The sequence below is a fragment of the Nemorincola caseinilytica genome (assembly GCF_039540515.1).
Taxonomy (GTDB): domain Bacteria; phylum Bacteroidota; class Bacteroidia; order Chitinophagales; family Chitinophagaceae; genus Nemorincola; species Nemorincola caseinilytica.
Window position 1 is genome coordinate 82,949 of the sequence record NZ_BAABFA010000010.1, and the last position, 19,996, is coordinate 102,944.

Annotated in this window: 17 protein-coding genes; 8 read left to right on the plus strand and 9 right to left on the minus strand. The window is 52.6% G+C overall.

Annotated features, from left to right (window positions below):
- The first annotated feature begins 83 nt into the window (after positions 1 to 83).
- Positions 84 to 1,616, plus strand: coding sequence for a 2,3-bisphosphoglycerate-independent phosphoglycerate mutase (gene gpmI / locus ABD843_RS07670; protein ID WP_345080997.1), 1,533 nt, complete (start codon positions 84 to 86; stop codon positions 1,614 to 1,616).
- A gap of 222 nt (positions 1,617 to 1,838) precedes the next feature.
- Here the strand turns inward: gpmI and ABD843_RS07675 are convergent, their stop codons facing one another.
- Positions 1,839 to 2,537: a YjjG family noncanonical pyrimidine nucleotidase gene (locus ABD843_RS07675; RefSeq protein WP_345081000.1), complete on the minus strand. Its 699-nt coding sequence runs from the start codon at positions 2,535 to 2,537 to the stop codon at positions 1,839 to 1,841.
- A 256-nt stretch (positions 2,538 to 2,793) separates the two neighbouring features.
- Between ABD843_RS07675 and ABD843_RS07680 the strand changes: the two genes are divergently transcribed.
- Both ABD843_RS07680 and apaG read left to right on the plus strand, forming a co-directional pair.
- Positions 2,794 to 4,998 (plus strand): peptidylprolyl isomerase, encoded by a 2,205-nt coding sequence (locus ABD843_RS07680; protein WP_345081003.1) that lies wholly within the window; start codon positions 2,794 to 2,796, stop codon positions 4,996 to 4,998.
- 136 nt (positions 4,999 to 5,134) lie between these two features.
- Positions 5,135 to 5,521 carry a Co2+/Mg2+ efflux protein ApaG gene (apaG, locus tag ABD843_RS07685; protein ID WP_345081006.1) on the plus strand — a complete coding sequence of 129 codons (387 nt, stop codon included), beginning with the start codon at positions 5,135 to 5,137 and terminating at the stop codon, positions 5,519 to 5,521.
- A gap of 162 nt (positions 5,522 to 5,683) precedes the next feature.
- On the opposite strand, the gene ABD843_RS07690 is transcribed toward apaG, so the two are convergent.
- From ABD843_RS07690 to ABD843_RS07715, 6 genes are all read right to left on the minus strand, one after another.
- Positions 5,684 to 6,286, minus strand: a complete 603-nt coding sequence (locus tag ABD843_RS07690) for a riboflavin synthase (protein WP_345081009.1) — start codon at positions 6,284 to 6,286, stop codon at positions 5,684 to 5,686.
- Positions 6,287 to 6,303: 17 nt separating this feature from the next.
- Complete coding sequence (locus tag ABD843_RS07695; RefSeq protein ID WP_345081012.1) at positions 6,304 to 6,864, minus strand: hypothetical protein; 561 nt, start codon at positions 6,862 to 6,864, stop codon at positions 6,304 to 6,306.
- Positions 6,865 to 7,051: 187 nt separating this feature from the next.
- Positions 7,052 to 7,576, minus strand: coding sequence for a DUF4402 domain-containing protein (locus ABD843_RS07700; protein WP_345081015.1), 525 nt, complete (start codon positions 7,574 to 7,576; stop codon positions 7,052 to 7,054).
- 251 nt (positions 7,577 to 7,827) lie between these two features.
- A complete protein-coding gene (locus ABD843_RS07705; RefSeq protein ID WP_345081018.1) occupies positions 7,828 to 9,012 on the minus strand; it encodes a YCF48-related protein in 1,185 nt (394 codons plus the stop codon).
- 233 nt (positions 9,013 to 9,245) lie between these two features.
- Positions 9,246 to 9,770 (minus strand): DUF4402 domain-containing protein, encoded by a 525-nt coding sequence (locus tag ABD843_RS07710; RefSeq protein WP_345081021.1) that lies wholly within the window; start codon positions 9,768 to 9,770, stop codon positions 9,246 to 9,248.
- Between the two features lie 282 nt (positions 9,771 to 10,052).
- On the minus strand, positions 10,053 to 11,441 hold the full coding sequence (locus tag ABD843_RS07715) for a trigger factor (RefSeq protein ID WP_345081024.1): 1,389 nt from the start codon (positions 11,439 to 11,441) through the stop codon (positions 10,053 to 10,055).
- Positions 11,442 to 11,670: 229 nt separating this feature from the next.
- Between ABD843_RS07715 and ABD843_RS07720 the strand changes: the two genes are divergently transcribed.
- The 5 genes from ABD843_RS07720 to ABD843_RS07735 all read left to right on the plus strand — a co-directional run bounded on the left by ABD843_RS07720 (position 11,671) and on the right by ABD843_RS07735 (position 17,751).
- Positions 11,671 to 12,012, plus strand: a complete 342-nt coding sequence (locus ABD843_RS07720) for a PadR family transcriptional regulator (RefSeq protein WP_345081028.1) — start codon at positions 11,671 to 11,673, stop codon at positions 12,010 to 12,012.
- Positions 12,013 to 12,015: 3 nt separating this feature from the next.
- Positions 12,016 to 13,125, plus strand: coding sequence for a GldL-related protein (locus ABD843_RS07725; RefSeq protein WP_345081031.1), 1,110 nt, complete (start codon positions 12,016 to 12,018; stop codon positions 13,123 to 13,125).
- A gap of 570 nt (positions 13,126 to 13,695) precedes the next feature.
- A complete protein-coding gene (gene mfd / locus ABD843_RS07730) occupies positions 13,696 to 17,079 on the plus strand; it encodes a transcription-repair coupling factor (RefSeq protein ID WP_345081034.1) in 3,384 nt (1,127 codons plus the stop codon).
- A 79-nt stretch (positions 17,080 to 17,158) separates the two neighbouring features.
- Entirely contained in the window at positions 17,159 to 17,440 is a 282-nt protein-coding gene (locus ABD843_RS16400) for a type II toxin-antitoxin system RelE/ParE family toxin (RefSeq protein WP_425575698.1), read from the plus strand.
- Between the two features lie 11 nt (positions 17,441 to 17,451).
- Positions 17,452 to 17,751 carry a HigA family addiction module antitoxin gene (locus tag ABD843_RS07735; protein WP_345081038.1) on the plus strand — a complete coding sequence of 100 codons (300 nt, stop codon included), beginning with the start codon at positions 17,452 to 17,454 and terminating at the stop codon, positions 17,749 to 17,751.
- Positions 17,752 to 17,767: 16 nt separating this feature from the next.
- Here the strand turns inward: ABD843_RS07735 and ABD843_RS07740 are convergent, their stop codons facing one another.
- Positions 17,768 to 18,712: a peptidoglycan bridge formation glycyltransferase FemA/FemB family protein gene (locus ABD843_RS07740; protein ID WP_345081041.1), complete on the minus strand. Its 945-nt coding sequence runs from the start codon at positions 18,710 to 18,712 to the stop codon at positions 17,768 to 17,770.
- An 18-nt stretch (positions 18,713 to 18,730) separates the two neighbouring features.
- Positions 18,731 to 19,924, minus strand: coding sequence for an ABC transporter permease (locus tag ABD843_RS07745; protein ID WP_345081044.1), 1,194 nt, complete (start codon positions 19,922 to 19,924; stop codon positions 18,731 to 18,733).
- Positions 19,925 to 19,996: the final 72 nt, after the last annotated feature.

The following is a 19,996-nucleotide window of genomic DNA, read 5'->3' on the forward strand; positions in this document are numbered from 1 at the left end:
ATAACAGTACATTAGCATCTTCGCTTCAAATACCTGACCCTCGTTTGCCCTCCGCCCCGCCTATTTTGATTAATTTTGCACCCATGTCACGCAAAGCAATGCTCATCATAATGGACGGCTGGGGCCACGGACAGATACCCTCTGCCGATGCCATCGCCAATGCCAATGTCCCCTTCGTACGCTCTCTCTACGGCCGTTACCCCTACACCCAGCTCGTCACCTGCGGCGAGGCCGTTGGCCTGCCCGATGGGCAAATGGGCAATTCTGAGGTAGGCCATCTCAATATAGGCGCAGGCCGCATAGTATACCAGGAACTGCAGCGGATCAATGTAGCCTTTCGCGATGGCGAGGCCCGGAGCAACCCCGTACTGCAGAATGCCTTCGACGAGGCCAAGATCACCGGTGGTACCCTGCACTTCATAGGCCTTGTGAGCGATGGTGGTGTGCACAGCCACATCAGCCACCTGGAGCAGCTCTGTACCCTGGCGCAGGAGGCCGGCGTACCGCGCGTGGCCGTACATGCATTTACCGATGGCCGCGACTGCGACCCCAAAAGCGGCCTGGGCCACATGGCACGCCTGCAGCGCCACCTGGTGGCCACAGGCTGCACGCTGGCCACCATCACGGGCAGGTACTACGCTATGGACCGTGACAGGCGCTGGGAGCGTGTGAAGGTAGCCTACGATGCCATGGTACATGGTACGGGCCTTCACATATCCGACCCCCTGGCCGCCATACAACGGTCTTATAACGAAGATGTCACCGACGAGTTCATACGTCCCATCATAGTATGCGACGACAATGGCCGTCCCAATGCCCTCATCAAAGATGGCGATATTGTGGTCTGCTTCAACTTCCGTACCGATCGCTGCCGCGAGATCACGCAGGCCCTTACGCAAGAGTCCTTCCACGAGCAGAATATGCATCCGCTTCCGCTCCACTACGTCACTATGACGGAGTACGACAAAAGCTACCGCAATGTCAATGTCATGTTCACCAACAGCGACCTCACCAATACCCTTGGCGAGGTGCTCAAAGACAATGGCAAAACACAGATACGCATAGCCGAGACCGAGAAATACCCGCACGTTACCTTCTTCTTCTCTGGTGGCCGCGAGTTGCCCTTTGCCGGCGAAAAGCGCATCATGATACCCTCTCCCCGCACCGTACCCACTTACGACCTGAAACCCGAGATGAGCGCCATAGAGCTGACCGAGGCCATCCTGCCCGAGATAAATGCCGGCGATACCGACTTCATCTGCCTCAATTTTGCCAACCCCGATATGGTAGGCCATACCGGTGTATGGGATGCGGTGATAAAGGCCGTAGAGACAGTTGATGAATGTGTGGGCCGCATAGTGCCCACCGCGCTGGCCAATGGCTATGCAGTATTCCTCACCGCCGATCACGGCAATGCCGATATGATGGTGAACGAGGATGGCTCGCCCAATACCGCGCATACCCTCAATCCCGTGCCCTTCTTCCTCATCTCCAACGACTATGAGGGTTCCCTGCGCCCCGGCAAGCTGGGCGACATAGCACCCACCATGCTCACCTATATGGGCGTGCCCACCCCGCCCGAAATGACGGGCGATGTACTGCTTGTACAGCATTAAGTACATTCCCTTATTCACATATACCACAAAGGGTCGCCAATGAATGGCGACCCTTTGCTATTTATACCCTTACCTATACTGCTGGAATATAAAAAGTAAGCACCGGCAAATGTGAGCCTTGTGTTCCTTCATACACAACAGATATTTGTGTTCTTTTTTTATTCCCTTGTGCCCTTTGGGGTAAGGCCGGTCTCGTGCATTACTTGGTATGTCTGCACATTATCAGAATATCCGCATCAGCTCTGCCAGCCCTGCCACCTCATAGGTGGGCTTGTGGGCATGCTCTGCCTTTACGGGGTTGTAGTAGGCGCAGTCCCACCCTGCGTTTATGGCGCCTGCTATGTCTATATCCACCGCATCGCCTATCATTATGCTGTCATCGGTACTGGCCCCGGCCTCCTTCAGCGCATAGTCGAATATATCCCGGTACGGCTTCATGCTGTTGCTCCTTTCCGAGGTTATGATGTGCGTAAAGTAGCGCGATATGCCCGAGTACTGCAGCTTCAGACGCTGCGTGGTCTCAAAGCCGTTCGTTATCAGGTGCATCTCGTACCGGCCCTTGCAGTGGTCCAGCAACTCCTTGGCATCGGGTATCAGGCGTGTCTGGGTAGGCAGTATCTCCAGGTAGGCCGTGCTCAGCTCGTGCGCCAGGTAAGTATCGGCCACCTTAAAGTCCAGCAGCATCAGCCACATGCGTTTCCACCTTAGCTCGTCCCTTTTTATATAGCCGTTGCGATACCTCGTCCACAGTTTATCGTTATGTATATTATACGAGGCGAACAGTTTATCAAAGTCATTTATACCATGCCCAGCCAGGTCATATTCGGTATACAGACGCCTTAGCGTGGCTTCCGAGTTCTTATCGAAATCCCACAATGTATGGTCCAGGTCGAAGAATAGATGTTTGTAGGTGCGGCTCATATCATTTTGGCGTGGCAGGGGTTCGATCCACCGGGCAAATTTAGTGCAAAAACCGCCCCTGCCTCATGCCTGTGAGTAAATAATAAGGTAGTCACCGCACATATTTCAAATTATATTCTTCGTATATATACATTCAATGTCACAAATATTCTATGCAAACTGTATGAGATCACGATTTTTCCCATAAATTTGCCGTCCTTAGGTAAAAAACAACCTGGGGCAAAGCTCCTTAGCAATAACAAAATACGATCCTACGATGGCTGTAATTCAAACTATCAGAAATAAATACGGGAAGATCGCGGGCGGTGTCATCGCCCTGGCGTTGGTCGGGTTTATTATCTCTGATGCTACCAGCGGATCCCTCTCCTCTCTTTTCAGCGGAAAGGATACCGACGTAATGAAAATAGACGGTACTAAAATAGACCCACGCGAGTACAGCGAACGAGTAAAAGAGTACGAGACCCTATACCTGATGTACAATCAGAACGGCAGTACCACCCTCGATGAGGTGACCCGCGCGCAGGTCACCGAACAGCTCATACAGCTCATGGTATACGAGGCGGCCGTGAACAAGCAGTGCGATAAACTGGGCCTCAAAGTTTCTGACGACGAGGTAAAAGAGCTTATCTATGGCATGAACTGCGACCCCATGATCCGCCAGTTCAATATACAGGGTACGCCTATATTCAACGATCCCCAGTCGGGCCAGTTCGATCCCGGGCGCGTAAAAGGCTTCGAGAAGGAAATGGCCGAAAGCGGCGACAAGCTCGACCCCTCGGGCAAGCTTCGCGAGCAGTGGAAGGCTGTGAAGAACTATGTCACACGCTCGGCCAGGGTACGCAAATTCAATTCCCTCTTCAGCAATGCTGCTTACGTTTCTAAGTTCCAGATGAAGCGCATGATGCAAGATCAGCAGAGCACTGCCTCTATCCGCTTCGTAAAGGTGCCTTACACTGCAGTATCCGATGTGGATGTCAAGGTGACCGATGACGATATAAAGGCGTACATGAAGAAGCATGCGGCCCTCTATACCAACGACGAGGCCACACGAAGCATAGAGTATGTTACCTTCGAGATAGTGCCATCCTCTGCCGATACCGCTCGCGCACTGGTCGCACTCGAAGAGATAAAGGGCGAATTCGGTACCACCAAGGATAACGAGAGCTTTGTCAACAGCAAAAGCGACCTGTCCAACTCATACACTACCGGCTTCTACAACAAGCGTACCATGCAGACCCGCGTGGCCGATACCCTCCTCACTATACCTGTAGGCACCGTATTCGGTCCCTTCTACGAGAATGGCAGCTACAACCTCGTCAAGGTCACAGACAGGAAGACATATCCCGATTCTGTGAAGATGCGCCACATCCTCGTTCAGACAAAAGCACAGACCAGCGATGTAAGGACCGATACTATGGCCAGCATGCGCCTGGACAGCGCCATAACAGCCATCAAGGCAGGTACCAAGTTCGATTCTGTAGTAGGTGCCTTCTCTGACGACCAGAACAGCAAAGAGAAAGCCGGCGAATACACCTTTACCCTGCTCAACAGACCGGGTCTGCCAAAAGAAATGGGCGACTTCATCTTCGAAGGCAAGCCCGGAGAGACCAAAAAGGTAAAGATATCTAACGACCAGTACAGCGGATATGAGTACATCGAGATACTGGAGCATACCGGCGTAGGCCCCAGCGTGCAGATAGCTCTCGTGGCCAAGAACCTTGTGCCCAGCGACAGCACTATCGATGCCCTCTACGGCAAGGCTACTGAGTTCGCTGCAAAGAACACTACTGCTGAGGCGTTCAATACTACAGCCAAGAAGCAGAACCTCGACAAGCGTTTTGCCGAAGGTGTGAAGATCAATAGCTTCAACGTGAATGGCCTCGGCCCCGCCCGCGAAGTAGTGAAGTGGATGTACGAGCACAAGGTAGGCGACGTATCGCAGGTGTTCCAGCTCGGCGATGAGCGCTATGTAGTGGCCAAGCTGGCCGCAGTATCAGAGAAAGGCCTCAAAGACCTCAACCCCATCGATCGCCCTATGATAGAGCAGAAGGTGAAGGAAGAGAAAAAGGCCGAGCTCATAGCTAAGAAATATGCCGGCAGGTCGCTGGATGAGATAGCCGCACAGTCGCTGCAGCAGGTACAGCAGAGCGATAGCGTGGTGCTGGGTACTGCCTATGTTCCCAACCTCGGTTACGAGCCCAAGGTAGTAGGTTATACCTTCAACAATGCTTTCCAGCCCAATACCGTATCTCCTGCTATCGTAGGCCAGTCCGGTGTGTTCTTCATCACCGTGCTCAACCGTGTCAGCAATCCCTTGCCACCCGATGGCGGCATGATGGACCAGATACTCGCCATGCAGCGCCAGCAGCAGGAAAAGCAAATGAGAAGTGTCATAGACCAGACCATACAGCAGTCGCTCATCAAGAGCACACCTGTAGAGTACTTCCCTGCCAACTTCTAACAACTAACATAAGTTACATACTACAGGAGGCCATCCCCACAGGATGGCCTCTTTTGTTCTCGGGGCTATATGCCGAACATTGATAATAATACCATATCTTTGCCTATCTTTGGTAAAAAGGCACAAATAACAGCTTATGTCTCAGCAGGTCACAGAAGGGGTTAGTATATTGGTAGAGACATTCTACCAGCCGGCCCAGTCCGACCCGGTGAAGTATGAGCATCTTTTTGCCTATCGCATCACCATAGAGAACCTTACCATTTATCCCGTAAAGCTTCTCAGCCGCCACTGGCACATCAAGGATAGCAACGGCACCCACCGCGAGGTAGAGGGCGAGGGCGTAGTAGGCCAGCAGCCTGTCATTCAGCCCGGCGATAGCTACCAGTACACATCTGCGGTCAATATCTACAGCGAAATAGGAAAGATGTACGGCAGCTACCTTATGGAGAACCTCTTCAACAAGAAGAAGCTCACCGTGGCCATACCCGAGTTCAAGCTCATAGTACCCGCCAAGCTCAATTAAGTATCCCACTCATCGCGCACAGCGAATAATACCGATCGAACATCAACTCGTCATTAAAGAAGTGTCGGATAATATCTCCCTCTCCTTTGGAGAGGGCCGGGGGTGAGGCTTAGTAGCAATGCCGACTTCTAATGTTCGATCAGTATGGTCAGGATCATCGGCTCACGCCAATGTTCCTGTCGGGAACTGCTGCATGCGCAGCATATATTTCCCCAACACATCGAACTCTATGTTCACCTCATCGCCCGCCTCCAGTTGGCCGAAGTTGGTATGCTCATAGGTATATGGAATGATGGTCACCGTACATTCGTTCGCCCCCACATCAAAGACGGTAAGGCTCACACCGTTGATGCATATCGATCCCTTCTCTATCACCAGTGCTGCATACCGCTCCGGAAACCTGAAGCGGAACAGCCAGCTTCCATCCAGCGTGCGTTTCTCTATACAAGTAGCAGTAGCATCGGCATGCCCCTGCACAAAGTGCCCGTCCAGCCGGTCGCCCACCCGCAGGCTTCGTTCCAGGTTCACCTTCTGGCCCACGGCCCACTTGCCCAGGTTCGTCTTTGCCAGTGTCTCTGCTACTGCCGTCACCGTATAGGTATCGCCCTCTATGGCCACCACCGTCAGGCACACACCATTGTGCGCCACACTCTGGTCTATCTTTAGCTCTGTGGTTATGGCGCTCCTCATCACGAAGTGGATGTTCGAGCCCTCATGTCTTATACCGGCCACCGTGGCCAGCGCCTCTATTATGCCTGTGAACATTTTTCTTTTTGTTGCTGCTATCGTTGTTTTATGGCGCGGGCCTTGTGCCGGGTGGTGCCGGTATCGCTCCTCACGCTGAACTCCATGTACATCAGCGAGCTGTCCACCTTATCGCGGTACAGCACGCCCGTCACGGTGTCCTGGTGGCGGCAGAAGAACTGGCCCGGGTACAGCGTCAGCGAGTCACCCACCGTAGTGTCCAGCGTGGCATTGTATTGTGCGCCAGCAGTGGCCAGCAGTGCCGTGCCCGATGGGCACAATCCTTCCAGCCGTATATCCCTGTTCGATAGTTTCACTATCGTCATCATCATCGAGTCTGCCGATATGAAAAGATCGTCCTTCGATACCGTATCATGCACTTTATACCTGCCCGCAAATACATCCGACGGGTAGAAGCACACCGTATTATCAGGCTTGCCGGGGAAACCCCAGTTATAGTTCACCGCCTCAGGGTCATTACAATAAGGGTTGGTGATCCTCGGGTCGTCCACGGGCGCAGGGTCTACCCATTTCTTGCACGATAGTGCTACAATGGCCGCCAGAAGCAGGAACGATATGGATATCCTCAGGTAACGCATGTCTATAGGTAGCAGGCCATCGCCTGCCGGTCCGTATATAACAACGGATTTTCGTCAAAATTATTCAAAATAGCCTTAAGGATCGCATATATTATCCCCCGCTACGGCCACACCACCATAAAATGAAAAAGCGCTCCTGAAAAGAAGCGCTTTTGTTGATGGGGTTAAATAGGCACTACAATGTATCTTAGTTGTAGTTCACCGTTACGGGAACTCCTGTTGCGTTCGTATAAAGACCTGCTGCCTGGCCTGCCGCTACGTTCAGGGTAGCGCCCACGTTCAGGGTCTCGGTACCGCCTGAGCTCAGGGTACCGGTAGCAGATGGCGAGCTGGTAAAGTTGTCTACTGTCATATTGTGTGTAGCACCATCAGTTATCACACACGATACTGGCAGGGTTATCGCATAGGTATAGCCACCCTGGCCCGATACTGTGAAGCTGGCCGCAGCTACAGTACCTGTGGTAGCAGGAAGGGTAACACCACCTGCACCGCCTGTGGTACGCGTACCTGCAGGGGCCAGAACCGCTGTACCTGCTAAAGTTGCAGATACGGCCACATTACCGAAGTTCATATCTACTGTCTTCACTATTGATATCGGGGTGATGATGTTGGCCGATGCAGAAGCAGTTGCTGATGCCTGGGCAAAAGAGCTGTTAGAGAAACCTATTACTGCTACTGTAGCGATCGCGAGTGACTTGAAGATGTTTTTCATTTTACTTGTCGTTTTTCTGTTGTTTATGTTTTTGTTTTTTGTTTCGTTGCCAGCCTACCGTCAGGCAGGTTCGATAGCTATATAACCAACGCTGTGCCAAAAACACAAAACATTGATAATCAATAAATTAATGCATATCATAGTTGCTGCCATTTCCACCTAAAGGACATTTTTTCCAGAATATAGAAAACAAAAAGGCCTCCCGCTTCATCGCGGAAGGCCTATACAAGAGAGAAGTAGAGGAAAGGTCGTTATCGTATCACTATATGCTTTACTACCTGTACATCGCCTGCGCTGCAATGCGCAAAGTAGCTGCCTGCACTTAGCCCGCTTACATCCATCTGCGATCCCGGTGCCACATCAGCTACATGCAGCACCTCGCGCCCGGTCACATCTGTCAGGCGCACCGTTACCTGGTCCACTCCCGCCCAGCTCACCGCTATACTGCCTTGCGCAGGTACGGGGTATACCGCCACCTCCGGCTCTGTTATGGGTAGTGTCACGGCCTCCGTAGCGCCGCCGCTGTACTTCAGCATCTTGCCGCCGTCGCCACAGGCCCACACGGTCCCTGTACCATAGCCGCCTATGCCGTTCAGGTCGGTGGTCATACCTGTGGTCTGTGTGCTCCATGTGGTGCCGCCATTACTGCTATACAGTATGGTACCGCCATTGCCTGCTATCCATATCTGTGTTGCGCTGCCATAGTACACGGCGTTCAGGTTCTGTGTGCCCACTGTAGTTGCCGCCCATGTAGTGCCGCCATTGGTAGTGCGCAGTATGGTACCCGCATTGCCCACTATTATCCCATCATTGGCGGTAAAGAACCTCACCTTGTTCAGTGTCTGTGTAGTGCCTGCGGTCTGCGCTGTCCATGCGCTTCCTCCGTTCGTGGTCTTTATGATGACACCACCCTCACCTACCGCCCAGCCGTTGGACGAGCCCTGCAGATGCACTCCATGCAGTTTCTTACCGGCTACAGCGGTGGGTTGCTTCAGCGCCATTGTGATAGGGTTGTACAAGAAACCGAACCCCACCTCCTCATCGCCGCATACCCATACACTGCCCGATACCGCAGTTATGTCGTACAGGTCGGTCATGCCCATTCCTATATTATCCCAAGTAGCGCCGCCGTTCGTGGTCTCATACACATGCTGTGCTGCGCCGCAGGTATAACCCATGCTCGCGCTTACAAAGGTCACGCCCGTTATGTGCTCCGTGGTGCCGTCCACGCTCATGGTGGTCCAGGTGGTGCCACCATTTGTGGTCTTGCGTGCAACTCCATTATTACCCACAGCAAAGGCCGCGGTCGCGCTCGTTGCATATACGGCATTCAGTTGCTCGGTGGTAGTGCTTGTCTGTACGGTCCATTGAGCCATTACCGGCGTACCGGCCAGCATACCCGTCAAAAGAACGCCCGAAAGTATCTTGTTCATCATGATGAAGTGGTTTTTCGTCTACCACATCATATTTCGTTCCACTTATTGTCCGTTCGTGTCATTATCCTGATTATAGCCTGTATTTCTTGCCAGCGGCTATACCCACAAAAAACGCCTCCGGAAAGACCGGAGACGCTCGTTTCAAAACAGGGGCTGAATATCTTTCAGCGTATGTGTTCGGTAATTTTTTTACCTCCTTTAGGCCTGCCTGCCAGTAGGCAGGGCCGGGGTCATTAGTTGTAGTTCACTGTTACGGGTACACCGGTAGCGTTGGTGTACAGACCAGATGCCTGACCGGCAGCTACGTTCAGGGTAGCACCCACATTCAGGGTCTCAGTACCACCTGCGCTCAGGGTACCTGTTGCAGAGGGTGAGCTTGTGAAGTTATCAACGGTCATGTTGTGTGTAGCACCATCAGTTATCGTGCAAGATACAGGCAGTGTGATAGCGTAAGTATAACCGCCATGGCCCGATACTGTGAAGCTGGCAGCAGCTACGGTACCTGTAGTAGCAGGAAGGGTAACGCCACCTGCACCGCCTGTAGTGCGGGTGCCTGCCGGAGCCAGAACAGCAGTACCTGCTATGGTCGCAGACACGGCCACGTTACCGAAGTTCATGTCTACTGTCTTTACTATTGTTATCGGGGTGATAATAGTTGCAGAGGCAGTTGCTGTTGCAGTGGCCTGGGCGAATGAGCTGTTAGAGAAAGATACCAGTGCAACAGTAGCGAGAGCGAGAGACTTGAAGATGTTTTTCATTGTAGTTCGTTTTAGCCTGCCTGCCGCAGGCAGGTTTGTTTTAGTGTTTTTGTTTTAGTTTGTTGCCTGCCTACCGTCAGGCAGGTTTGACAGGTATATAACCAACGATGTGCCACAACCATAAAACACTGGAAATCAAACGATTGAATTTTGGCATAGCATGCCAAACATCCATCGGGTGGATGCCAATTCCATATATTGGACAAATGCCCCATTCCCGGGCATAAAATAGAAAGGGCCGCTCGATGAGCGGCCCTTTCATTGGTATCATTTCACTTACTATTAGTGCGCGTGATGGTGGTGATGATGCGTAGCATGTGCATCGGCCAGCTGGAAGAACTGCTCCTCACCTATCTCTTTATCCGTTATCGCGAATTTGGTCTCCAGGAACGCGAACAGCTTACCGAACAGCAGGCGACGGTAGGTCTCGTCCATCATCTTTTCATCCTTCAGCATCTTCGTCAGGTAGCTTTCCATCCATGGCGCCTCATCTTCCTGCTCTGTCGTCAGGCCGAAGTAGGCCAGTACACGCACCTTTATGTCGGTCTTTATCTCGTCCAGGCTCACTTCTATGCCGTTCTCCTGCATCAGCTTGTCGCTTATCAGCTGCCAGCGCAGTTGGTGGTCAAAGCTGCCGAATTCCGCATCTACCTCTTCGGCCGTACGGCGCTTCTCGCCGCCCTCGCGCATCCAGCGCTTCAGGAATGGCACCGGCAGTTCTATCTGCACATTGTGTACCAGCAGTTCGAACATCTCGTTCTGCAGGCGCTCGCCTGTCAGCCTTGCAAATTCCACACCCAGGTCGTTGCGCAGGTTCGTCATGAATTCCTCTGCATTGGTCACGTTCCTGTTCGGGAACACCTTCTCGAACAGTTCACTGTCCATTTCTGCAGGTATCAGGTGGCCTACCTTTGTCAGGGTCATCTTGTAGTGCTGCTCTGCTGCCTCTGCACCTGCCTTCAGCGGGTCTTTCAGAAAAGCGGTCAGCTCTTCTTCCGTACACACATCCACAGGGCGTATCACTACGCTGGTGCCGGGGCCTTTGCCCATTAGCATATCCTGCAGCCTGGCAGGCATCTTGCTCAGCTCTTCGGTATCTTCTATTTTCTTGGCATCGGCCGCTGCATTACCATCGGCATCGCAGGCCACATATTCCGAGTATATGATGTTGTCCTTCGCGGTCACCTCTGTCTGCTCGTCCACCTTGCCATACCTGCGCTTTATGCGGCCCAGCTCATCTTCTATCATGCCGTCCGATATGTTTATCTTGTAGCGGTCCAGGTTCGCGCCCTTTATCACGCTCTCCACGTCGAACTCAGGCTTCAGGCCCACCTCGAATGCAAAGTCCACATCCGTAGGTGCGTTCATATCCAGCTTTGTGTTCACGGGCAGCAGCATCGGCTGGGCAAAGATGGCTATCTTCTCGTTCTTCATGTAGTCCTCCAGCTGCCTGCTGGCCACGCGTATCACCTCATCGTTGAATACCGATGGGCCATACATCTTGCGTACCATGCCTGCAGGTACCATACCCTTGCGGAAGCCGGGTATGCTGGCTGTCTTCGCATATTGTTTCAGGCTTTTCTCAAAGGCGGGCATATAATCGCCTTTTTCCAGTTTTACGGTTATCGTATCGTGTAGCGTGCCTATGCTTTCGCGCGTTACTGTGGCCATAATTATCTTTTTCTTGTTTTATGAATTATCTAATGCCCCACCGGGGCTGATATATGTGTCAAAAAGTGTGCAAAGGTACAATATTATAGGTTGTCAAATACAGGTCTCCCCTCATTTCTTTATCGCCACTATCCACCCCTCATATTTTACCCTCAAAAAAATATGATACTTAATTTGCAAATACATTGGTTTCTTATGTATCTTTGTCTTAGGCAAACAGAGAAACACCATGATATTTTCTTCCGAACTGATAAAAGGCACCCTCAAGACCATAGTGCTGAAGCTGCTCGCCGACAACGGCAAAATGTACGGCTACGAGATCACGCAGCGCGTAAAAGAGCTCACTGCCGACAGGATACAGCTTACCGAGGGCGCCCTATACCCCACCCTTCATGCGCTGGAGCAGGAAGGCCTGCTTACCACCCAGGTGGAATATATGGGCAAGCGCGTACGCAAATACTACAGCCTCAGCCCCACGGGCAAGACCCGCTCGCAGGAAAAGGTCACCGAATTCTCCGAATTCCTCGGCACCATGCGCATATTGTTGGGTCTTGACATCAAAACAGCTTAAAGAATGTACCGCATCAGTGATGAACAGGTAGAGTATATCCTCGATGACATCAGACGTGGTGGCATCGAGACGGAGGACCTGCAGTTGAACCTCCTCGATCACATATGCTGCATCATAGAGCGGGAGCTCGAACCCGGGGCCGACTTCGAGCGCTTCTACCGCCATACGCTCAGGCGCTTTTATAAAAGCCAGCTACGCGAGATAGAAGAAGAAACAGCCCGATCGTTAACTTTCAAAAACTATTATTCAATGAAAAAACTAATGTTGATGAGTGGCGCCCTCTCTACCGCCTCTCTTATTGCCGGCAGTATCTTCAAGATACAGCACTGGCCCGGCGCAGGCGTGCTGCTTGCCCTGGGTATAGCCAGCTTCAGCCTCCTGTTCCTGCCCCTGCTGGCCATACTCAAGGCCCGCGAGGTGGCCCACACACGCGATCGCATAGTGCTCACACTCGCCTGCCTGCTGGGCATAGTGTTCTCTATGGCCACCCTTTTCACCATCATGCACTGGCCGGGCGCCTCCGCGCTCTGGTTCACCGCCATAGGCATATCTGCCTTTGTGCTGCTGCCCGTCTACTTTTTTACAGGCATCCGCCGCCCCGAGACCAAGCTCAACACCATGCTTATCTCCATCCTCCTCGTAGGTTTCACCGGCCTCCAGTTCACTCTCATGAACACACGCCCCGGTAAGACACAGGCACAGATACGCATACAGGCATACCTGCAGAGCGAGGCCCTTCTTCACAGCATACAACCCTCTGCCATGAGCCCCACCGCTGCCTACATCGATGCTACCTGCGAGCAGATAAAGACCCTGGCGCTGGAACATGCCGCCTCAGACCCAGCCACACTGCTGCGCGAAGGCCGCCCCGGCGACCAGTTCATCCACGATGGCACCGGCGTGCGCCTCATAAGGTCCCTGCGTGATTCTGTGGCCGCCTACGACCGCGGCTATGGCGCCGAGATCCTTCCCATACGCAACACCGTGCTCGATGGCGACCCAACACAGATAGGCTATGTGTACACCAATGTATCGCTGCTGCAGGCCGTTTCGCAACTGCAGCTATACCTGGCCACGGCCGAAGGCCGCAAACTAGCCACAGCAGCCAAATGATCCACCATCATCCCGCACCTATCGCCCCGGGGGAGAATAAATATCCCCGGGGCTTTTATTTCCTTGCGGCAAAGACCACGATATAAAAAGAAAAACCCATACCTCGTCCTCGTTTAACGAGGACCCGCATACCTCGTCCTCGTCTGTGACGAGGACGCAATGGCCGTGCGTTCGCAACGCACGATCGCCCCGGTGCAGCCCATCTTCCTCTCCCTCGGAGAGGGCTGGGGAGAGGTTCCTTGCACATACTATCGCAGATCTTATTATCTTTATCCCGCTTGCTGCTTAGTAAACTGCCACTCAACATTTTATCAGGCGGGCGGCACCGAAACAAAACAACTCACCCGATGAAACGCCATACAAGAATACAGATACTGCAGGTATCCTTATTGCTCGTAGCATTATGCCATCTCGTGTCCTGCTCCAAACACTACCGCACCGACAATCGCCGCCCGGGCCACCACCATTACCGCAAGGCCGGCCGCGCCTGGTAAAAGATATAGTTAAGCTTTTACTGCATCCTCCTGCCACGCGCACGCACATCAGGTTTTTACATACCTTTGCGCGCCCATGGATCTCGAGGTGCTGCAGGGTTTTTATCAGAACGATATCCGCATAAAACAAATTGCGGCAGGGTATGCTTTGCCCGGTCACAAGCTGCGCATCTACCTCGATAACCTCCGCGGCTCCTCCGTCAACTTCATGGCGGCCGCCCTCTGGCACCTCACCGATGCCAACCATGTTTTCATACTCAACGACAAGGAAGAGGCAGCCTACTTCCACAACGATATAGAGCACCTCACCCGCGGCCTCGATATCTGCTTCTTCCCCGACTCCTTCAAGCGCAGCGGCAACTACCAGGAGCTCAACAGCAGTCATGTCATGCTGCGCACCGAGGCCCTTACCAAGTTCACGGCTAAGAAAGTACACAAGAAGGTTCTTGTGACCTATCCCGAGGCGCTTTTCGAAAAAGTAGTGAACCCATCGTCCCTGGCCGACAATATGATCGGCATAAAGGTGGGCGAGAACCTCGATATCGATGGCCTGCTGCAGCGTTTCGTATCGCTCGGTTTCCGCCGCGAGGATTTTGTGTACGAGCCCGGCCAGTTCGCCATGCGCGGCGGTATACTGGACATCTACTCCTTCGGCAACGAGCACCCCTACCGTATAGAGCTCTTCGATACCGAGGTAGACAGCATACGCATCTTCAACCCCGAGACACAGCTATCCGAGCGCAAGCTGCTGCAGGTATCTATCCTGCCCAATGTAGAGACCCGCTTCGAAACAAAGGAAAAGATATCCCTGCTGGACTTTCTGCCGCCCAACACCATCATATGGGCCAAGGACCTCAGATTCGCTATAGGCAGGCTTGCCAAACTGGCCGCCGACCTCCCCGACCGTATGAACACCGGCCAGGTAGCCATAGACCACGAAGAGGACTGGCTGAAGGAGATATCGGTAGCCGATTTTGAGACCGATGGTACCTGGGCACAGAAACTAAAGGACCGTCACCTGCTGGAATGGTACAACCACTCGCTGGAAGAGCTTACCGGCAAGGACGTGGATGCTGCATTCCAGTTCGCTACAGAAGAGCAGCCGGTATTCAACCGCCAGTTCAATATGCTGATAAGCGACCTGCAAAAGCGCATCACGCAGAAGTATGTACCCTACATCTTTGCCGAGAACCCCAAGCAGCTGGAACGCCTGCGCAGCATCTTCGACGACCTCAATGCCGGTATCCAGTTCGTTGCAGTACCTACCTCTATCAGCAAGGGTTTCATAGACCACGATAAGAAGGTCATCTGCTATACCGACCACCAGATATTCCAGCGCTATCACAAGTACAATGTGAAGCAGGCCTACTCCAAAGGCAAGGCCCTCACACTGCGTGCCCTGCGCGAGCTTACCCCCGGCGACTATGTTACGCACATCGACCATGGTGTAGGCGTATACAGCGGCCTGCAGAAGATAGATGTGAACGGCAATATGCAGGAGGCCATTCGCATACTGTACAAAGACAATGATGTATTGTATGTGAACATCAACTCCCTGCACAAGATCAGCAAGTATACCGGCAAGGAAGGTACCGTGCCGCGCATGAACAAGCTGGGCAGCGATGCCTGGCAAAAACTGAAGAACAAGACCAAGAAACAGGTAAAGGATATAGCCGCCGACCTCATACGCCTCTATGCCAAACGCAAAGCATCCGAAGGTTTTGCCTTCTCGCCCGATAGCTACCTGCAGACCGAGCTCGAGGCATCCTTCTTCTACGAAGACACCCCCGACCAGGGCAAGGCCACTGCCGATGTGAAGCGCGATATGGAGAACCCCGCCCCTATGGACCGCCTAGTATGTGGCGACGTGGGCTTTGGCAAGACCGAGGTAGCCGTGCGTGCCGCCTTCAAGGCCGTGGGCGACAGCAAGCAGGCCGCCATACTGGTGCCTACTACCATACTGGCCTTCCAGCACTACAATACCTTCAAAGACAGGCTGAACGACTTTCCCTGCAATGTCGATTATGTGAACCGCTTCAAGTCTGCCAAGGAAAAGAAAGAGACCCTCAAGCGGCTGGAAGAAGGCAAGATAGACATCATCATAGGCACCCATGCCCTGCTGGGCAAGGATGTGAAGTTCAAAGACCTGGGTATCCTCATCATAGACGAAGAGCAGAAGTTCGGCGTAGGCTCTAAGGAAAAGCTGCGCGAGCTGAAGGCCAATGTAGATACCCTTACCCTCACGGCCACGCCCATACCGCGCACCCTGCAGTTCTCCCTCATGAACGCGCGCGACCTCAGCATCATCAACACACCGCCGCCCAACAGGCAGCCGGTACATACCGAGGTCCTCGTGTTCGATGAGTATGCCATACGCGATGCCATATACTACGAGGCCGAGCGCGGCGGACAGGTCTTCTTCATACACAACCGCGTGCAGAGCCTGCCCGAGATGATGACCCTGCTCCGCAACCTATGCCCCGACCTGAACATAGGTATGGCCCACGGCCAAATGGAAGGGCACCAGTTGGAAGAGGCGCTCTACAACTTTATAGAGAAAAAGTATGATGTGCTCTGCTGTACCAACATAGTAGAGAGCGGTGTGGACATATCCAATGCCAACACCATAATAGTAAATAATGCCCACCAGTTCGGCCTTAGCGATCTGCATCAGCTGCGCGGGCGCGTAGGCCGTAGCAACAAAAAGGCCTTCTGCTATCTTATAGCGCCGCCTAAGAGCCTGCTGCCCGGCGATAGCCGCAAACGACTGGAAACGTTGGAACAGTTCAACGAGCTGGGCAGCGGTTTCCAGATAGCCATGCGCGACCTGGACATACGCGGCGCCGGCAACCTGCTGGGCGGCGAGCAGAGCGGCTTCATAGCCGAGATAGGTTTCGAGATGTACCAGAAGATACTGGCCGAGGCCATGCGCGAGCTCAGGACATCCGACTTCAAAGACGTGTTCAAGGAAGAGCTGGAGCGCAAAAAGGATTTCGTAAGCGACTGCACCATCGATACCGACCTCGAGATACTCATACCCGACAACTATGTAGAGAACATCACCGAGCGCCTTTCCCTCTACACCCAGCTCGATGACCTGGAGACCGATGAGGAGCTGGATAAGTTCGCCATAGAGTTACAAGACAGGTTCGGCCCCATACCGGCACAGGTAGAAGACCTCTTCACTACCCTGCGTTGCCGCCGCATAGCCTGCGAGCTGGGCTTCGAGAAGCTGATACTGAAGAACGAGCAGATGCGCCTCTACTTCGTCTCCAACCCCGATTCGCCCTATTTCGAGTCGGACACCTTCAACCACATACTCAAGCACATACAGACACGCACCGTCAATGCCCGCCTAAAGCAGGTAGGCAAGAACTTCCTGCTGGTAGTGGACCGTATGCGCAAGATGAAGGACGTACTGAACTTCCTGAAAGGGATGGAACTAAAGACGGATGCCTGACCTTACAAATATCCTTTGGAAATTTGCCTTGTATTTTTACAAATACTTACCTTTGACGTAAGTAACGTCACTCGATAGTATGATCTTATCTTTTGGATCGAAAGAAACAGAGAAAATATGGAATGGACTCAGGGTCGGTAAACTGCCGAATGAGATCCAGGAGATAGGTAGACGTAAGCTGAGAATGCTTAACAACTCACAGAACATGAGCGATCTGAAAGTACCTCCTTCTAATAGGCTGGAAAAACTATCCGGAGATCTGAAGGAATACTATTCGATACGCATCAACGATCAGTGGAGAATAATTTTTAAGTGGCAGAATGGGAATGCTTCAGATGTGACAATAACGGACTATCATTAAACATACCGATCATGAACAGGCTTAGGAACATACATCCCGGGGAAGTACTAAAAGAAGAGTTCCTTCAGGAACTGAATATATCTGCATATAGGCTTGCAAAGGATACGAATATCCCTCAAACAAGGATATCGGAGATCATAAAAGGCTCCCGAAGAATAACCGCAGATACAGCATTGCGATTAGCTAAGTATTTTGGTACAACTCCCAAGTTTTGGCTGGGTCTACAGGATGACTTCGATCTGGAAGAAGAAAAGACCGCTTTAAAAGCAGAGCTCGATCACATAAAACGCTATACCGCCGATGCGGCATAGCGTCTTTTACTATCCATTACTTGAATATCGCCTTCTTCAGCTTCCATATCACAGACCTGTTCTTTGACAGTACTATATAGAGGGCCCTGTCTCCGCCAAAGTTGCGGAAGAAACGTTCTACACCCTCGTCCATACTGCCTTCCAGGTCGTATATAAGATTGCCGCGGTTCTTGGCCAGCTTCATGGTATGCCACAGCAGCAGCGACATAGCCCTGTAGCTATTGGTATCGGGGTTCTGCCCACCCATGAAGTAGTAGCAGGTAGTATCGTCCCATACCGACCATACTATGGCCTGTATGCGCTTATCAGGTGTCTTGGCTACCCATAGTGCCGTACTGTTATTGGCCAGAGCCGCATCCATTATACGCTTCATATCCTTCAGCGAGCAGCCCGGCGACTTACCTTTCTTGGCCAGCGTAGCCTTCTGGAATTTGTACAGGTCTTTCAGATGCTCGGGCGAGTTGGTCACCGTCACCTCGCTCTCTGCTATGCGTATATTGCGGCGCACGGCATCCTTCATATTGGTCAGCAGTGTTTCCTCATCCTCGTTCAGCTCCAGCAGAAAGGTCTGCTGCACCTGCGATGTCAGCTTCTGCGACTTGAAGATACCCGCCTGTTTCAACCCCGGCTGTATCGCCAGGTTCCACACAGGTACATTGGGCAGTTGTTTTATCAGATCGGCCACGGTATCGTGTTCGTAGCTGTCTATATTGCTCTCTTTCAAATCGTGCGGAAAGAACACCAGTGGCCCCAGGTAGGGCGTAAGCATAGGTGTGCGTATCATACTCACGCCTATCTTCTTCTCCACAGGATAAGGCCATGCGCCCGCTATGTGTTCCCCTTTCTTAGACAGTACCACATCCCAGCGCGCGCATACCGCATCCAGCCACCAGGGCTGCGCAAATACAGGTATACCTTTGCGTGTGCTGCATACCTTTTTGTAGACCTCTTTATTGCTCATACTCCTACAGTTCTGTGTTTATTTGAATTGCAATACCTTGGCAGGCTGCACGCGGCGAATATACAAAGTTGGCAGCCACATACAAAGCACGCATATCAGCAAGGTCAGCACATCTACCAGTGCTATCTGCCACCATATCACCTTTACCGGCACATATTTCATAGAGTAAGAGCTTTCCGGCAGCTTCATGAAGCCGTACCTGGCCTGCAGCAGGCACAGCGTCAGTGCCAGTATATTGCCCAGCAGTATGCCTGCACCACCTATTATGGCCGCTATGTACAGAAAAATATCGCGCGTTCGCTCAAAGGTCATGCCCAGTGCGCTCAGCAGGCCTATCATCACGGCGCGGTCTATTATCAGTATCAGCAGTGCGGCCCCCAGGTTGATGATGGCCACTATAGCCATGATGATGATGAGTATGGCGCTGTTGCTGCCCTGCAGCCGCAGCCAGTCGAATATGAAGGTATAAGTGCCGGCCGTAGTGTTCACCGCCAGCGGCGGGTCTATCAGGTTGTAATGTATGTAGGTGGTCACACTATCTGCATCGGCGGCATTGGTAAGGTCCAGTTGGTAGCCGTTTATGCTGTCCTTGTCCCAGTTGTTCACACGTTGCAGCAGCCGCATGTCGCATACCGCAAAGTGTTTATCTACCTCTTCCATACCGCTGTGGTACAGGCCGCATACACGCACCCTGCGTATACGCGGTGTACTCTGGTCTATGAAGTTTATCTGTATCGTATCGCCTATGCTCACATCCAGCTTTTCGGCCGTTGCTTTCGATAGTATTATGTCCTTGGAGTACTGCGTATCAGAATGGTCTATGCGGGCGCCATAGCTCGTTATACCGCCCAGGAAATGATAACTGTCATCCACTCCCTTCAGATTCAGTCCCTCCAGCTGGCCCTTGGCCTGCACTATGGCCGGCGTCACTACATAGGGCGATACCGACGCTACCTGGGGTATGCTGCGCAGTTCGGCCAGCAGCTTGGGGTCCAGGTATATGGGCTGTGCCAGCCCGCCCGATACCGCTCCTGTCTCGTTGTACAAGGCTACATGTACATGCCCCATAAAGCTGAACAGCTTTTCCGATATCGCATGGCTGAATCCCGTCACTATGGCCAGGGCCATTATCATCACCGTTACGCTCAGTGCAGTGGCGCCTATGGCCAGCCTTATGATGAAAGCAGAGAATGCACCCTTCTGCTTTTGCATATACCTGCGCGCTATGAACAACGATAGTCTCACCGGCAACAAAAGTAGGTCTTTTCGGTGCAGCCCGGTAGG